This is a genomic window from Brassicibacter thermophilus, assembly GCF_055378355.1.
The window spans coordinates 1,835,319-1,851,294 of the sequence record NZ_AP042446.1 but is presented as its reverse complement, the minus strand read 5'-3'; the positions used below and the strand labels follow the sequence as shown (position 1 = coordinate 1,851,294).

The following is a 15,976-nucleotide window of genomic DNA, read 5'->3' as shown; positions in this document are numbered from 1 at the left end:
TGATATTTTGAGTCAGGGAGAGGTATTAAAGATAGCACAAGATGCAATCCGAACAATTTTAATGCTTTCAGCTCCTATGCTTGGTTTTAGCTTATTGGTTGGCTTAATTATTAGTATATTTCAAGCTGTTACACAAATACAGGAAGCTACGTTATCTTTTGTGCCTAAGATTGTTGCTGTTTTAATAGCATTTATTATCTTTGGGCCTTGGATGTTAAAAGTTATTCTTCAGTATACAAATAATCTTTTAACAAATTTAAATAATTTTATTTAAAAATGGGTGAAATTTATGAATCAGTTAATTTATTATATTTTTTCTAAATACGAAATATTTATATTTGTTTTGATAAGAGTATCAGGAATATTTTTAATTTCACCTATATTTAATAATGATTTTATACCAAGAACATTTAAAATAGGGTTTGCTTTCTTCTTATCGATAATCATTGCTGATGTTTTAAATGTAAATCAAATTTATTATAATGATTATGGAATTTTCTTTTTAGTTGTTAAGGAACTAATAGTTGGATACGTAATTGGATTTATTTCATACTTGTTTTTTACAGCTGTATACGTTTTAGGCCAAATTGTTGATATGGAAATTGGGTTTGGTATGGTAAATGTATTTGATCCACATAGTAAAGAAGAAATGCCTATTATGGGAAATTTTTACTATATTTTTGCTTTTTTAATTTTTTTAATAATAGATGGCCATCATATGTTGATAGAGGGATTAGTTAATAGTTATATATATGTGCCTATCGGAACTTTTGAGTTTAATAATGTAGTGGTTCAACAAATACTTGAGATATTAAGCAAGGTTTTTATTATAGGTTTTAAAATTAGCAGCCCAATATTAGCAGCTCTTTTTTTATCAAATGTCTTATTAGGAATATTAGCAAGAACTATGCCTCAAATGAATGTCTTTATTGTGGGTATGCCATTTAAAATATTTATTGGTTTGTTTGTGATTTTATTTTCACTACCATTATTTGTTATTGCTCTTCAACATATGTATAATAATATGTATGAAGAGATTTTTAACTTTTTAAAGGTACTGATAAAAGGATGACTTTGATGATTTCGTTATATAAAATCAATCTTCAATTATTTGCAGATGAAGAAAAAACTGAAAAGCCTACACCTAAAAAAAGGATGGACGCTAGAAAGGAAGGACAAGTAGTACAAAGTAGAGAAATAAACTCTGCATTTGTGCTAATTGGTACTTTCCTTTCGTTAAAAGTTTTTGGTAAACAAATAATGGGTAATATGTATAAATTTACAAGATTTACCTTTTCTAATCTTATTACACAAGACAATTTATTTACAATGGAAGGCATTAAAAATATAATATTAAGGATAATTGCAATTGTGGCACAAACAATTGTCCCAATTGTTGCTGCAGCGTTTATAATTGGCTTTACTATAAATTATGTTCAAGTAGGTTTTTTATTCACAACAAAACCATTAAAAATAAAACTTAATAGAATAAATCCAATAGAAGGCATTAAAAGAATTTTTTCAAAGCGAATGTTAGTTGAACTAATAAAATCTATTTTTAAGATTTTTGTTATTGGCTATTTTATATATAAATATATTGTTAAAGAAATGGAAAATATAATGAATTTATACGATTTAAGTATAAATGAAATAGTTAAAACTATAGGTACTCTTTCATACGGTATTGCAATAAGAGCAGGAGGAATATTAATTATTGTCTCTGTTATAGACTACTTTTATCAATGGAAAGAGCATGAAAAAAATATTAAGATGACAAAAAAAGAAATTAAAGAAGAATATAAACAAAGTGAAGGAGATCCTCAAGTTAAATCTCGTATTAAGGAAAAGCAGCGACAAATAGCAATGAGAAGAATGATGCAAGAAGTTCCAAAGGCAGATGTAATAATAACTAATCCAACTCACTATGCTGTTGCAATAAAATACGATAAAGAAAAATATGATGCACCATATGTTTTAGCGAAAGGTGCTGATTTAATTGCTGAAAATATAAAGAAAGTTGCTAGAGAGAATAATGTACCTATCGTTGAAAATAAGCCACTCGCAAGGATGTTATATGATACGGTTGATATTGATTGTACTATACCTCAGGATATGTACCAAGCAGTTGCTGAAGTTTTGGCTTATGTCTATAGCTTAAAGGAGGATTAAAATGAAATTTGGAGATATTGTTGTCGCCATAGCAATAATTTCAATTGTATTAATTATTATAATACCTGTTCCAAAAGGGGCTTTAGATATACTTTTGAGCTTGAATATTTCTTTAGCTATACTTATACTTTTAATATCAATGTATACAAAAAATGCTTTGCAATTTTCAATATTTCCTTCATTGTTGCTTTTGACTACGTTATTTAGGCTATCTTTAAATATTTCTACAACTAGATATATTTTAGGAGAAGGAGATGCAGGCAGAGTAATAGAAACTTTTGGACAATTTGTTATTCAAGGAAATGTTATAGTAGGTTTTATAGTTTTTCTTATTATAGTAATAATACAGTTCATTGTTATAACTAAAGGTGCAGAGAGAGTGGCTGAAGTAGCGGCTCGTTTTACTTTAGATGCTATGCCTGGGAAACAAATGGCAATAGACGCTGATTTAAATTCTGGACTTATTACTGAACAAGAAGCATTATTAAGGAGAAAAGAGATACAAAGATCAGCAGATTTTTATGGAGCAATGGATGGAGCAAGTAAGTTTGTGAAGGGTGATGCTATAGCAAGTATTATAATTACATTAATAAATATTATTGCAGGACTTGCAGTAGGCTATATTGTAAAAGGGATGAGTTTTAGCGAAGCAATTTCTAGATACACTTTATTGACAGTTGGTGATGGATTAGTTAGTCAAATTCCCGCATTACTTATTTCTACTGCAACTGGATTAGTTGTAACTAGAGCTGCTTCTGAATCTAATTTAGGGCATGATGTGGTACAGCAACTTTTTGGAACTAATCCACAGCTGATGTATATTATACTAGGTGTACTATTGTTTTTAGGTATTATAACACCTCTACCAACCATACCTTATGTATTTTTAGCAGGGATATTTGGCTTTTTAGGTTATTCGATGGATAAAATTAGAAAGAAAGCTGAGAAAGAGAATGAAGAACAAAGTGATAAAAGTGAAGTAGAAGAAATTAGAAAACCTGAAAGTGTTAAGAATTTATTAAAGGTAGAAAGTATAGAGCTAGAATTTGGTTACGGTATAATTCCTTTGGCTGATGTAAAACAAGGAGGAGATTTATTAGATAGAATTGTTATGATCAGAAGACAGATAGCATTAGAACTTGGACTAGTGCTTCCAATGGTAAGGTTAAGGGATAATATTCAGTTAAGCCCTAATGAATATATAATAAAAATTAAAGATGTAGCTGTTTCAAAAGGAGAAATTTTATTTGACCATTATTTAGCTATGAACCCAGGGACTGCAACAGGTGAACTTAATGGAATAGATACAATTGAGCCAGCATTTGGGTTGAAAGCTAAATGGATTACTGAAGATGAAAGAGAAAAAGCTGAGATTTTAGGGTACACAGTAGTTGATCCACCTTCTGTTATTTCTACTCACTTAACTGAAGTAATTAGATCAAGAGCTCATGAATTACTTGGACGTCAGGATGTAAAGACGTTAATAGATAATGTAAAGGAAGATAATCCTACAGTAGTTGAGGAAGTTTATCCGAAACTTCTTTCAGTAGGAGAAATACAAAAGGTATTGTGCAATCTTTTAAGAGAGCAGATATCTATTAGAGATATGGTTACTATATTAGAAGTATTAGCAGATTATGCTCCAGTAACTAAGGATCCAGATATGCTTACAGAATATGTTAGGCAGAGACTTTCTCCTTATATAACGAAGAAATATGCTAGCTCAGGGGTATTAAAAGTTATTAGCCTCGATAGTGAAGTTGAACAATTGATAATGGACTCTATAAACCAAACTGAAACTGGCTCTTATTTATCACTAGAACCAAATACAGTGCAAATACTACTAGATAGAACGATAAATAATATAAAGAAATTAACATCTATAGGTGAACAGCCAATTGTATTGACAGCACCTATTGTCAGAATATATTTTAAAAGATTAACAGAGCAAATAACTAAAGATTTAATCGTATTATCATACAATGAAATAGAACCTAACGTAGAAGTTAAATCATTAGGGGTGGTGAAATTGTAAATGAAAATAAAAAGATATATTGGAAAAAACACCCAAGAAGCTATGATGAAATTAAAAAAAGAAATGGGGTCTGATGCAGTTATTTTACATACTAGAAAAATAAAACAGCCTGGTTTTGTAGGGCTATTTAAAAAATCATTAGTAGAAGTAGTTGCGGCTAAAGAAGAGAAATTTGTCGACACTACCCCTTTTTATAATAGAGATAATGAAATTTTTACGATTGAATCTAATAATATAAATAACCAAAATAATAAAGATATTATTGAAAGAACAGATGATTATGATCTTAATAAAAATTTAGAAATACTTCAAAGTACAATAAATAAATTGATTGAAAACCTTAATAAAAATGATGATAGTATTTTGACTAAAAAAATAAATTTTTATAAAAAAATCTTAACAAGTAATGGAGTAGATGATTTTGTTGCTACTAAAATAATTGAGAGAATAAATAAACAGGTTGATATAATTACTAAAGAAAATGAAGTTATTATAAGGATTATAAAACATAATATAAAGGAATATCTTGGAGTACCACAACCAATTGAAATAGGTAATAGCCAAAAAGTAGTTTTTTTTGTTGGGCCTACTGGTGTTGGAAAGACTACTACGTTAGCTAAAATAGCAGCTCAGTTTACATTGAGTGGAGATTATAATATTGGATTGATTACTGCTGATACTTATAGAATAGCTGCAGTTGAACAGTTAAAAATTTATAGTGAAATAATGAAACTTCCCTTAGAAATAGTTTATAGTCCAGAAGAAATACATAATGCGATAGCTAATTTCAGGGACAAGGATATAATATTAATTGATACAGCTGGAAGAAGTCATAAAAATAAATATCAAATTGAAGAATTAAAAACTCTACTTAACATTGTTTCGAATTCTGAAATATACTTAGTTTTAAGTGCTACTACTGATATAAAAAATATTAAATCTATTTTAGAACAATATGATTTTATTGAAAATTATAAGATTATCTTTACTAAAGTTGATGAATGCCAAGATTTAGGTGTTATTTTAAGTACTAAATTCTATACCGACAAACCTTTATCATATATAACTACGGGACAAAATGTTCCAGAAGATATTGAAATTATCAATATTAACAGTATAATTGATAATTTAGTTAAGGAGAAAGCTAATGAAAGATCAAGCGGAGAAACTTAGAGAATTAATTAATTTAAAAAAGAATGCTAATACTAAATTAAATACATTAAAAATAACAAAACAAACAAAACAAACAAAACAAACAAAAGTAATATCAGTTACTAGTGGCAAGGGAGGAGTTGGAAAAACTAATTTTACTGTTAATTTAGCTATTTCTTTAAGTAATCTTGGCTATAAGGTGATAGTATTAGATGCTGATATTGGACTAGCAAATATTGATGTATTGTTAGATGTAATACCACAATATTCTATTACTGATGTAATAAATGGAAATAAAGAAATAACTGAAATTTTAACTGAAGGGCCTAATGGAATAATGATTATAGCTGGAGGTTCAGGTATAAATGAATTGCCTTTTGTAAGTAAGGAGCAATTAGATTACGTTATAAAACAATTAATAGTATTAGAGGATTATGCTGATTTTATTCTAATTGATACTGGTGCAGGGATATCTAATACAGTACTAAGTTTTGTAAATGCGGCAGATGAAATTATACTTGTTACTACACCTGAACCGACATCACTAACTGATTGTTATGCTATGGTGAAAATGTTAAGTAAACTTGGTCGAAAGTCTAATTTAAAGCTTGTAGTCAATAAGGCAGAAAATAGTATTGAGGCAAAAAATGCATACAAAAAAATTTCTCTAGTATCTCAAAAATTTTTAAAAATGAAAATTGATGATTTAGGATTTCTTTGTAATAATAGAATTGTTATAGAATCTGTAAAGAAACAAATACCATTTATAATTTTATATCCCTATTCTGAAATAACCAGTAAAATTAATAGTATAGCACTAAAAATATCAGGTGCTACCACTGAAGAGAAAACTAATAGTCAAGGATTAAAAGAATTTGGTATAAGGCTTTTAAGATTTTTTGGCAAAGGAGGTCCATAATATGCATTATGATGATTTAATTGGTAGAAGAATTGAAATTAAAAGGATAAACAAAGAAAAACATGAAAGATATTCAAGCCAGATACTTGATATTATTGACGATAAAACATATATTATAAGTGGACCTATTAAGAAAAAAAACATTGTAATTTTTCATGTAGGTGAAATTATAGAAATTTCTTATATTGTAGAAGATAAAGGAAGATTTTATTTTAATGCTAAAATATTACAGAGATTTTTGAAAGATATTTATTCTTTAAAGGTTTTAAGGACAACAAATATTAATAAACTACAAGAAAGAGATTATTATAGATTAAACGTTTCTTTAAATGTAGTTAAAACTTACTGTAAAAAAACACATTTGGGAGTTGAGAATATTGAAGAAAAGTGTGAGTCTGTTGATTTAAGTGGTGGCGGCATAAAGTTAAAGTGTAATTATCCTCATTCTATTGGCGATAATGTAAAAATATTACTTGATATTGGGGATTTAAAAATACCAATAGATGGTGAAGTAGTGAGAATTCAGGAGAAAGATTTTTACGGATATAAATATTTAATCGGAATTAAGTTTAATAATGTGTCTAATAAAGATAGAGATTTAATTATAAGATATATTTTTCAAGAGCAAAGAAGACTAAGAAATAAAGGATTGATTTAATTGACAGCAAGAGTATTAGTAGTAGACGACTCTGTATTTATGAGAAAAATAATCACAGATATTTTGTCTAAGGATAAATTGATTAAAGTAGTAGGTACGGCCAGAGATGGAAAAGAAGCTTTAGAAAAAATTAAAGAATTAAAACCTAATGTAGTCACTTTAGATATTGAGATGCCAGTTAAAGATGGTATTGAAACTCTTAAAGAAATAGTTAAAGATAGTAGTAATATATCTGTAATAATGGTGAGTAATTTTACACCTGAAGGAGCAGAACTTACTTTAAAAGCTCTTGATATAGGTGCATTTGATTTCATACAAAAGCCAGATAATATTTTTAGATTTAACAATGACGATTATGAAAAAAAAATAATAGAAAAAGTAAAAATAGCTTCGAAATCAAAAACAAAATATAGAATAATAGAAAACATTGACTACGAAAAACATAAGAAATTTATTCCTTGTAAAAATAATAAAATGACATTAATTTCTATTGGAACTTCTACTGGAGGACCAAAAGCTCTTCAATGTATTATACCTAAAATACCGAAGAATATAAATGGAGCATTTTTAGTTGTTCAACATATGCCTCCAAAGTTTACAAAATCTTTAGCTGAACGATTAAATAGTATGAGCGAGATCAGTGTGGTAGAAGCAACTGATAATGAACTTATAAAAAAAGGATTTTGTTATATTGCGCCTGGAGGTTTACATATGATAGTTGTAAATCAGGATGGTAAATTAATGATTAAATTGACAGAAGACGCTCCAGTTTTAGGTTTTAGACCATCAGTAAATGTTCTAATGAACTCTGTATCTAAAATTAATTGTGTAAAAAAAATAGGAGTAATATTGACAGGAATGGGTTCAGATGGAGCTGTTGGTATGAAGAAAATTTTTGAAAATAATGGTTATACTATAGCACAGGACGAAGAGTCATCTATAGTGTTTGGTATGCCAAAATCATCGATAAAATTAGGAGGCGTTCATAAGATATTACCACTACGCGAAATTGCATATGAAATAATCAATAAAGTGGGGGTGTAAAAAATGGATGTTAATCAATATCTTGAGATCTTTGTAGAGGAATCAAGAGAGCATTTACAGTACTTAAATGAAAATTTATTAGAGTTAGAAAAAAATCCAGATAAAAAAGACATCTTTAATGAAATTTTTAGAATTGCTCATACTTTAAAAGGAATGGCAGGGACAATGGGCTTTAAAAAAGTGTCAAACTTAACTCATGAGATGGAAAATGTTCTTCAAGAGATAAGAAGTGGTAATATTAAAATAGATGATGATATTATTGATCTCTTATTTAAATGTCTTGACGCTTTAGAAGAATATATTAATTATATAAGTGAAAATGAAGAAGAAGGCAACCTTGACAGCAGCAATTTAGTAAATGCATTAAATAGAATAATATCAAGAGGCAACAAAGATTTAACTGATAATAAAAATATTAAAAACAATGAAAATATTTTGAATGAATATGTAATTGATGTTGTGAAAAAGGCCAGTCAGCAAGGATTAAAATCTTACAATATTAAAGTAACGTTAAATAAGCAATGTATGCTTAAAGCAGCAAGAGCATTTATTGTATTTAATACATTAGATGACGACGGGGAAATAATTCAATCTATACCATCTGCACAGGATATAGAAGATGAAAAATTTGATTTTTCTTTTACTATTGTATATTTAACAAATTTAGATGAAGACAAAATAAAACAAAAGATCTTGAATATATCTGAGATTGACGATGTAGAAATAACAAATATAAATTTAAATATGCAGAATATTGGTGTAGTTAACGGTGATAAATCTATAGAAAGTTTTGATGATAAAATTAAAAAAGGAAATGACCAAGGGAAGCAAGAAAAACAAAATAATAAACATTCTAAAATGGGAAAAACAGTAAGAGTGGACATAAATAGATTAGATAATTTAATGAATTTAGTTAGTGAATTAATTATAATTAAGACTAGAATGGAAGATATGGGATATTCCAATGAGAATGAAGATATGAATGAAGCTATAGAATACTTAGAGAGAATTACAACAAGTCTTCATGATGCAGTAATGAAAGTCAGAATGGTTCCTATAGAAAGAGTTTTTAACAGATTTCCAAGAATGGTTAGAGATTTATCAAAAGAATTAGGGAAGGAAATAAATTTAGTAATGTCTGGTGAAGAAACAGAAGTTGACCGAACTGTAATAGATGAAATAGGGGATCCGTTGATTCATCTAATTAGAAATTCTATCGACCATGGTATTGAAAGCCCTGAAGAAAGAAAGAAAGCTAATAAGGATGAGGTAGGAACTGTAAAATTAAAAGCTTACCCAGATGGAAATAATGTAGTTATTGAAGTAGAAGATGATGGACAAGGTATAAATATTGAAAAAGTAAGAGCTAAAGTTGTAGAGAAAGGATTAATTTCTTCTAGCAGAGCAAAAAATTTAACAAAAGATGAGTTAATTGATTTTCTCTTTAAAGCAGGTTTTAGTACAGCTGATAAAATATCAAGTGTATCAGGTAGAGGAGTTGGACTAGATGTAGTAAAAACAAAGATTGAATCTATTGGTGGAGTATTAGAGGTTGAAACATCCAAAGGAATAGGTTCTAAATTTATTATAAGAATTCCTTTAACTTTAGCTATTATTCAAGCTTTATTAGTTAAATTATTAGATGAAATATACGCTATACCTTTAAGCTCAATATCAGAAATTGTAAATATCGATAGAGATAAAATTAGGAAAGTGCAGGGAAAAGAAGTGGTTTTATATAGAAATAAGACATTACCAATTATTAGGTTGGAAGAAATATTAGGATTAAAAACTAATAATAACAATAATGAATTAACAGTTGTCGTAGTAAAAAAAGGAGACAAGCTTGCGGGGTTAATAGTTGATTCTTTAATTGGGCAACAGGAAATAGTAATAAAATCTTTAGGCAAATATTTATCAAACATCAAATATCTTGCAGGAGCAACTATATTGGGTAATGGTAAAATATCACTAATATTAGATATAAATTCTTTATTTTAAAGAGGTGAATAAAATATGACTGATCTATCTTCTATTGAAAAAAAATATGTACTTTTTAAGTTAGAAAATGAATTATACGGTATAGATATCGATAATGTTAAAACTATTGAAAAAGTACCTACTTTTACAAGAGTTCCAAATGCTGAACATTATGTTAAAGGTGTTATTAACTTAAGAGGAGATGTAGTACCAGTAATTGACTTAAGAAAAAAATTTAATTTACCAGAAAAAGATATTGATGATAACAGCAGAATAATTATAGTTGAAATTAATGATATATTATTAGGGTTAATGGTTGATTCTTCTTCTGAAGTTTTAGAGCTTTCTCAGAATGAAATAGACAATCCTTCTTCGATTGGAGAAGGAACTTTTGAAGAATATATAAAAGGTATAGGCAAAAAAAAGGATAGACTTATTATTTTATTAGATTTAACTAAGCTAATACATAATGCTGAGAATACAAATAATTAATAGGAGTGGCATATACGTAATGAATATTAATACTTTAAATGATTATTTACTAGATGTATTGAAGGAAATAGGTAACATTGGTTCTGGAAATGCTACTACTGCATTAGCTCTTATGATAAATAAAAAAATTGATATGAGAGTTCCAAAAGTAAGAATATTAAATTTTTCTGATGTAACAGAAGTTTTAGGTAATGCTGAAGCTCCTGTTGTAGGAATTTATTTTGAAATGAATGGAGACGTAGTTGGTAATATACTATTTATTTTAAGCGTTGATTCAGCAAGAAATCTTGTAAGTATGCTAACAAATAATAAACAAAATCATGATAATTTTGATGAATTTGAATTATCTGCTTTATCTGAAGTAGGCAATATATTAGCATCTTCCTATATAAATTCTATAAGTTCTTTAACAGGTTTAAATATAAAAGTTTCTATTCCCTCCATTAGTATTGATATGGCTGCTGCAATTTTAAGTGTTCCTGCTGTAGAGTTTGGCAAAATTGGAGATAAAGCTTTATTTATTGAAACTGAAATAGAAGAAAATGATAAGCAAATAAAAGGGGACCTCTTTTTAGTACCAGAAGTAAAGTCCTTTAGTAAAATTTTAAAAAGTTTAGGAGTAAGTGAATAATGGTTATAGTAAAAGTTGGAATGGCTGATTTAAATGCAATAAGGGCCCCTGGTATATTAACAACTTTAGGACTAGGTTCTTGTGTAGGGATAGCATTATATGATGGAGTAAACAAGATTGCAGGATTAGCTCATATTATGCTACCTTCGAGCAATGAAATAAGAAATAATAGTAATAAAGCCAAATTTGCTGATACTGGAATAGAGATGCTTATCGAAAAAATGGTTAAATTAGGCGCAAATACTGAAAATATAGTAGCGAAGCTTGCAGGTGGAGCACAAATGTTTTCATTTAATTCGCAAAGCAGTATTTTGAAAATTGGAGAGAGAAATGTAGAATCATCTAAGATGAAATTAAAAGAATTAAATATAAAAATTGTTTCCGAAGATACAGGAGGAAACTATGGTAGAACAATAGAGTTTAATTCTGAAAATGGAGATTTAATGATAAGAACGATAGGACATGGAATTAAATATATCTGACTTATTGAGAACTATATATTCACCAGCAGGAGGTATTATTTTATGACTAATGAAGAATTATGGAGAAAATATAAAGAAACTCAATCTGTATCTTTAAGGCAAGAATTAATAAAAAGATATGTTCAGATTGTTAAAATAGTCGCTGGTAGAATGTATAACTATTATGGTGGTAAAATAGAATTTGATGATTTGGTAGGATTTGGGGTATTAGGGCTAATAGATAGTATCGATAAATATGACATTAGTAGGAATTTGAAATTTGAGACTTATGCACAAATTAGGATTAGGGGAGCAATAATTGATAATCTAAGAAAAATTGATTGGATTCCAAGGTCATTAAGAAAAAAGGCTAAAAAAATAGAAGATGCAGTGTATAATTTGGAAAACACATTGGGACATAAAGCTAGCAATAAGGAAATTGCAGAATATTTGAATATTACTGTAAGTGAACTAGAAGACTTACAAAGAGAGCTTGCATCTATTAATATTATATCTTTAGAAGAGTTTTTGTCTGCAAAAATTGGGATTGTTTCTGACTATGAAGATTGTAGCATACCTGAAAAGATTTATCAAGAAAGAGAGATAAAAGAGACACTAAAAAAAGTAATAAATGAACTACCTGAGAAAGAAAAAATAGTAATTTCTATGTACTATTATAACGAATTAACTTATAAAGAAATTGCAAAAATACTAAATCTATCTGAATCTAGGATATCTCAACTTCATAGCAAAGCTATAATATCCATTAAAAACGCTTTGTTAAAAAAAGATTTAATTGATAATAAATAATAATTTTTAAATGGTAGGTGAGGATATGGACAAGAGTGTTGTTGTGTTAGAGGGAAAAGATAAAGAAAAATTAATTGAAGAAGGTTTAAAAAAGCTAAACAGAAGATTAAATGAAGTAAACATTGAAGTATTGCAGGAAGGACGCTCTATTGGTGGCATATCCATAAAAAAATATAAAATAAAAATGGAAGTAAAGAAAAATAGTGAAAAAGAAAATGAGAATAATATGTTGAACAATCTAGATTATGTAATTAAAGATATTTCTGACTATGAAATACTTTATAAGGAAGACGGAGTGTATTTATTTATTAGAGATAATATAAAAAATAAACTAGATATTTTACCTGATATTTTTAGCGACATAAAAAGACGAGAGATTGAAAATTGTAATTTAAAATTGATTGAAGAAGAATTGAAATTAAATAACAGTTCTTTTATAAAATTTGCTCCACCTCAAACAGAAAAATTAATTGATGGAGGAATAGACATATTTATTTCTCCAGATAAAATGGAAGGGTATATTATTTTGTATCCTCCTATTGGAGGAAATGATATAAGTTTTGATTCAGCACTAAAGAAAATTAATGAAAAAATAAAATATGGGTTAGATATTAATAAATTAAGAAATATAATAGATAAAAGAATATATGGTAAAAAAATATGTATAGCTAAAGGAAAAAAGCCAATCGATGGTAAAGATGGGTATATTCATTATAAGTTTAATACTAAAACTAATTTTACTCCTAAAATAAATGAAGACGGTAGTGTAGATTTTAGAAATTTAGGATTAATAGTAAATGTAAAAAAGGGAGATATTTTAGCTGAAATAATAAACCCTCAAAAAGGTGAAGATGGGTTTAATGTTGTCGGAGAAAAAATTCCTCATAAGGTTGGGAAAAAAACTATACCAAAATATGGAAAGAACGTTATTATTACTAATGATGGATTATATCTTGTATCAGAGATTGATGGACAAGTATTATTAGAAGGTAATAAAGTAATAGTAAAAGAAATATATGAGGTTAAAGGTGATGTTGACAATTCTACAGGTAATATCGTGTTTAATGGTACGATAAGGATAGATGGTTGTGTTAGAACAGGTTTTAGTTTAGAGGCAAAAGGCGATATAGAAGTAAAAGGAGTAGTAGAAGGAGCTAAGATCAATAGCGATGGAAATATAATACTTAATAGTGGTATTCAAGGTTATAATAAAGCTAATATAAATTCTAGAGGGAATGTTATAGCGAAGTATATTGAAAATAGTGTTATTAATTGCGAAGGAATTGTTACGACTGATGCAATAATGCATAGTGAAGTATATAGTAATGATTGTATAAATGTGGAAGGAAAGAAAGGTCTTATTGTAGGAGGAACTTGTAGAGCAACAAATGAAATTAATGCTAAAACTATCGGGTCCAGTATGGCAACTGTAACAAATATAGAAGTTGGAATTGACCCTGGGCTAAAAATAAAATATGAAGAATTAAGCAATAAATCTAAAGAAATTAATAATAGTTTAGACAAGATAGAAAAATCGGTTAAGGTTTTAGATAGGTTAGCAAAGGCTAATAAACTTGATAAGAAGAAACAAGATTTGTATTTAAAATTGATTAATACTAAGAAACAGTTATTAATTAGAAATAATATCTTAATTAGAGAAAAGGCTGAATTGAGTAAGAGAATTGATAAATTAAGCAATGGAAAAGTAAGAGTTAAAAATACTATTTATCCTGGGGTAAAGATTACTGTTGGTAAAAATTCAATGTTTGTGAGAGAAGAACTTAAAAATTGTACTATTTATAATGAAAGAAATGAAATCAAAATCGGACCTTATGATTTGTAGTTATAATTTTTTGTATAATGAACTCATTTCCTTTATAAGTTGTAATTTAAAAATTGGGAGATGATTTTATGAGTATAAAGCCTATAGACATAAAAATTACAATGCCAAAACTTCAACGAATTTCTGAAATTAATCAAATTGAAAACAACAAGTCTAGGAATGATGTACTTACTTTAGAAATGCAACAACAAAAAAGGATTGATAACGAATCTAAGAAAGTTGTAAATACTAAAGAAACGAATAAATCAAGAATTAACAATAATAATGAAAAACATAATCAAGGTAATAGTTCCACTAAAAAAGGCAATAGAGAAAAAATAAATAAAAAAAAGAGTAATATTGAAAGTGATGATATTATTGATATTGGTAAAAAAATTGATATTAGAATTTAGAAGAGGGCTAACAATGAGTGGATATACTATATTAATAATAGGATTTTTATGTATATTTGTTTCTATTATATTTATATTAAGAAGTGATAATAAAATTAAATTAATATATGAAGATTTACTAAGAAAGCATCAAGAAATAACTGAATATGTTACTACAATTGAAAGGTTAATATACGATTTAGATGAATTGGTTAGTAAATCGTTACAAAATGTTGACTTAATAAACAGCAATAAAAGCATTGTAGTTAATAATGATAAGAATAAAAAAGGTATAAATACCATAGTTAACAATGAAGAATATGAAAATTGTAACAATAATTATGATAAATTGCTTACTTTAAAAAAACAAGGTTATAAAAATATTGAAATTGCTAAAAAATTAAATATAGGTGTTAGGGAAGTAGAGATTATTCTTAAAATGAATGGTTATATGGACAAAATTGCAACAAAAAATAGAAATTCATAATTTCTGATATTTTTAATAAAATTGTTGCTAAAATACCTTACCTTGTGGTATACTACTATAGGTAAAACTACACACATCCCATAATTTACATGGGAAGTGCCTTATGAAGGTACCCATTAGATATGATTGGGATGGAGGTTTAAAACTAAGGAGGTGAAAGGTATGTCAGTAGTTACTATGAAAAATTTGTTAGAAGCTGGAGTTCATTTTGGACATCAAACAAGAAGATGGAATCCCAAAATGGCAGAATATATTTTTACAGAAAGAAATGGAATTTATATTATTGACCTACAAAAAACTGTAAAAAAAGTTGAAAGTGCTTATGAATTTGTTAAAGAAGTAGCTGCTAATAATGGTGAAATTCTTTTTGTTGGAACAAAAAAACAAGCTCAGGAATCTATTGAAAATGAAGCAAAAAGATGTGGAATGCATTATGTTAATCAAAGATGGTTAGGTGGAATGCTAACAAACTATAAAACTATAAAGAAAAGAATTGACAGACTTCATGAACTTACTAAAATGGAAGAAGAAGGTATGTTTGACTTATTACCAAAAAAAGAAGTTATAATGCTAAGGCATGAAGCTGAAAGATTAGAAAAATTCTTGGGTGGAATTAAAAATATGCACGGCTTGCCTGATGCATTATTTGTTGTTGACCCAAGAAAGGAAAAAATAGCTGTAAAAGAAGCTAGAATATTAGGTATACCTGTAGTTGCAATTGTCGATACAAACTGTGATCCTGATGAAGTTGACTATGTAATTCCAGGCAATGATGATGCAATTAGAGCTGTAAAGCTACTTACTGAAACAATTGCAAATGCTGTTTTAGAAGGTAAACAAGGAGAACAAATAGAAGAACAATAATCAGACGATAAAATGGTAAGGGTAAAAGGGATAGATTTCTTCCCTTACTACTCTTGCCAT

General features: G+C 27.9%; 17 protein-coding genes. All 17 read left to right on the top strand.

What is annotated here, in order from left to right:
* Window positions 1–7 precede the first annotated feature (7 nt).
* The 17 genes from fliQ to rpsB all read left to right on the top strand — a co-directional run bounded on the left by fliQ (window position 8) and on the right by rpsB (window position 15,916).
* On the top strand, window positions 8–274 hold the full coding sequence (gene fliQ, locus ACZ41D_RS08770) for a flagellar biosynthesis protein FliQ (RefSeq protein WP_464151062.1): 267 nt from the start codon (window positions 8–10) through the stop codon (window positions 272–274).
* Window positions 275–289: 15 nt separating this feature from the next.
* Window positions 290–1,072: a flagellar biosynthetic protein FliR gene (gene fliR / locus ACZ41D_RS08765; protein WP_464151061.1), complete on the top strand. Its 783-nt coding sequence runs from the start codon at window positions 290–292 to the stop codon at window positions 1,070–1,072.
* Window positions 1,073–1,077: 5 nt separating this feature from the next.
* Window positions 1,078–2,169, top strand: coding sequence for a flagellar biosynthesis protein FlhB (gene flhB, locus ACZ41D_RS08760; protein WP_464151060.1), 1,092 nt, complete (start codon window positions 1,078–1,080; stop codon window positions 2,167–2,169).
* 1 nt (window position 2,170) lies between these two features.
* On the top strand, window positions 2,171–4,204 hold the full coding sequence (gene flhA, locus ACZ41D_RS08755) for a flagellar biosynthesis protein FlhA (RefSeq protein WP_464151059.1): 2,034 nt from the start codon (window positions 2,171–2,173) through the stop codon (window positions 4,202–4,204).
* Entirely contained in the window at window positions 4,205–5,377 is a 1,173-nt protein-coding gene (gene flhF / locus ACZ41D_RS08750; RefSeq protein ID WP_464151058.1) for a flagellar biosynthesis protein FlhF, read from the top strand. It begins immediately after the preceding gene.
* Window positions 5,352–6,275: a MinD/ParA family protein gene (locus ACZ41D_RS08745; protein ID WP_464151057.1), complete on the top strand. Its 924-nt coding sequence runs from the start codon at window positions 5,352–5,354 to the stop codon at window positions 6,273–6,275. Before flhF ends, ACZ41D_RS08745 begins: the two co-directional genes overlap by 26 nt.
* Before the next feature lies 1 nt (window position 6,276).
* The gene (locus tag ACZ41D_RS08740) at window positions 6,277–6,933 is read left to right on the top strand and encodes a flagellar brake protein (RefSeq protein ID WP_464151056.1); all 657 of its coding nucleotides are present in this window, start codon (window positions 6,277–6,279) and stop codon (window positions 6,931–6,933) included.
* Window positions 6,934–7,977 (top strand): protein-glutamate methylesterase/protein-glutamine glutaminase, encoded by a 1,044-nt coding sequence (locus tag ACZ41D_RS08735; protein WP_464151055.1) that lies wholly within the window; start codon window positions 6,934–6,936, stop codon window positions 7,975–7,977.
* A 3-nt stretch (window positions 7,978–7,980) separates the two neighbouring features.
* The gene (locus ACZ41D_RS08730) at window positions 7,981–9,978 is read left to right on the top strand and encodes a chemotaxis protein CheA (RefSeq protein ID WP_464151054.1); all 1,998 of its coding nucleotides are present in this window, start codon (window positions 7,981–7,983) and stop codon (window positions 9,976–9,978) included.
* Between the two features lie 15 nt (window positions 9,979–9,993).
* Window positions 9,994–10,449: a chemotaxis protein CheW gene (locus tag ACZ41D_RS08725; protein ID WP_464151053.1), complete on the top strand. Its 456-nt coding sequence runs from the start codon at window positions 9,994–9,996 to the stop codon at window positions 10,447–10,449.
* Window positions 10,450–10,468: 19 nt separating this feature from the next.
* Window positions 10,469–11,080 (top strand): chemotaxis protein CheC, encoded by a 612-nt coding sequence (locus ACZ41D_RS08720; RefSeq protein ID WP_464151052.1) that lies wholly within the window; start codon window positions 10,469–10,471, stop codon window positions 11,078–11,080.
* A complete protein-coding gene (locus tag ACZ41D_RS08715; protein WP_464151051.1) occupies window positions 11,080–11,562 on the top strand; it encodes a chemotaxis protein CheD in 483 nt (160 codons plus the stop codon). Before ACZ41D_RS08720 ends, ACZ41D_RS08715 begins: the two co-directional genes overlap by 1 nt.
* Before the next feature lie 42 nt (window positions 11,563–11,604).
* Complete coding sequence (locus ACZ41D_RS08710) at window positions 11,605–12,351, top strand: sigma-70 family RNA polymerase sigma factor (RefSeq protein WP_464151050.1); 747 nt, start codon at window positions 11,605–11,607, stop codon at window positions 12,349–12,351.
* 25 nt (window positions 12,352–12,376) lie between these two features.
* Window positions 12,377–14,194, top strand: coding sequence for a FapA family protein (locus tag ACZ41D_RS08705; RefSeq protein ID WP_464151049.1), 1,818 nt, complete (start codon window positions 12,377–12,379; stop codon window positions 14,192–14,194).
* A gap of 68 nt (window positions 14,195–14,262) precedes the next feature.
* A complete protein-coding gene (locus ACZ41D_RS08700; protein WP_464151048.1) occupies window positions 14,263–14,586 on the top strand; it encodes a hypothetical protein in 324 nt (107 codons plus the stop codon).
* 13 nt (window positions 14,587–14,599) lie between these two features.
* Window positions 14,600–15,052, top strand: a complete 453-nt coding sequence (locus ACZ41D_RS08695; protein ID WP_464151047.1) for a DUF6115 domain-containing protein — start codon at window positions 14,600–14,602, stop codon at window positions 15,050–15,052.
* 162 nt (window positions 15,053–15,214) lie between these two features.
* Window positions 15,215–15,916 carry a 30S ribosomal protein S2 gene (gene rpsB, locus ACZ41D_RS08690; RefSeq protein WP_464151046.1) on the top strand — a complete coding sequence of 234 codons (702 nt, stop codon included), beginning with the start codon at window positions 15,215–15,217 and terminating at the stop codon, window positions 15,914–15,916.
* The last annotated feature ends 60 nt before the right edge of the window (window positions 15,917–15,976 follow it).

Bases quoted from the DNA above. Each gene is read 5' to 3' on its own strand.
- ACZ41D_RS08720 (WP_464151052.1), top strand. From the start codon at position 10,469: ATGAATATTAATACTTTAAATGATTATTTACTAGATGTATTGAAGGAA.
- flhA (WP_464151059.1), top strand. From the start codon at position 2,171: ATGAAATTTGGAGATATTGTTGTCGCCATAGCAATAATTTCAATTGTA.
- ACZ41D_RS08700 (WP_464151048.1), top strand. From the start codon at position 14,263: ATGAGTATAAAGCCTATAGACATAAAAATTACAATGCCAAAACTTCAA.
- ACZ41D_RS08705 (WP_464151049.1), top strand. From the start codon at position 12,377: ATGGACAAGAGTGTTGTTGTGTTAGAGGGAAAAGATAAAGAAAAATTA.
- ACZ41D_RS08730 (WP_464151054.1), top strand. From the start codon at position 7,981: ATGGATGTTAATCAATATCTTGAGATCTTTGTAGAGGAATCAAGAGAG.
- flhB (WP_464151060.1), top strand. From the start codon at position 1,078: ATGATTTCGTTATATAAAATCAATCTTCAATTATTTGCAGATGAAGAA.
- ACZ41D_RS08740 (WP_464151056.1), top strand. From the start codon at position 6,277: ATGCATTATGATGATTTAATTGGTAGAAGAATTGAAATTAAAAGGATA.
- flhF (WP_464151058.1), top strand. From the start codon at position 4,205: ATGAAAATAAAAAGATATATTGGAAAAAACACCCAAGAAGCTATGATG.
- ACZ41D_RS08710 (WP_464151050.1), top strand. From the start codon at position 11,605: ATGACTAATGAAGAATTATGGAGAAAATATAAAGAAACTCAATCTGTA.
- ACZ41D_RS08725 (WP_464151053.1), top strand. From the start codon at position 9,994: ATGACTGATCTATCTTCTATTGAAAAAAAATATGTACTTTTTAAGTTA.
- rpsB (WP_464151046.1), top strand. From the start codon at position 15,215: ATGTCAGTAGTTACTATGAAAAATTTGTTAGAAGCTGGAGTTCATTTT.
- ACZ41D_RS08695 (WP_464151047.1), top strand. From the start codon at position 14,600: ATGAGTGGATATACTATATTAATAATAGGATTTTTATGTATATTTGTT.
- ACZ41D_RS08745 (WP_464151057.1), top strand. From the start codon at position 5,352: ATGAAAGATCAAGCGGAGAAACTTAGAGAATTAATTAATTTAAAAAAG.
- ACZ41D_RS08715 (WP_464151051.1), top strand. From the start codon at position 11,080: ATGGTTATAGTAAAAGTTGGAATGGCTGATTTAAATGCAATAAGGGCC.
- fliR (WP_464151061.1), top strand. From the start codon at position 290: ATGAATCAGTTAATTTATTATATTTTTTCTAAATACGAAATATTTATA.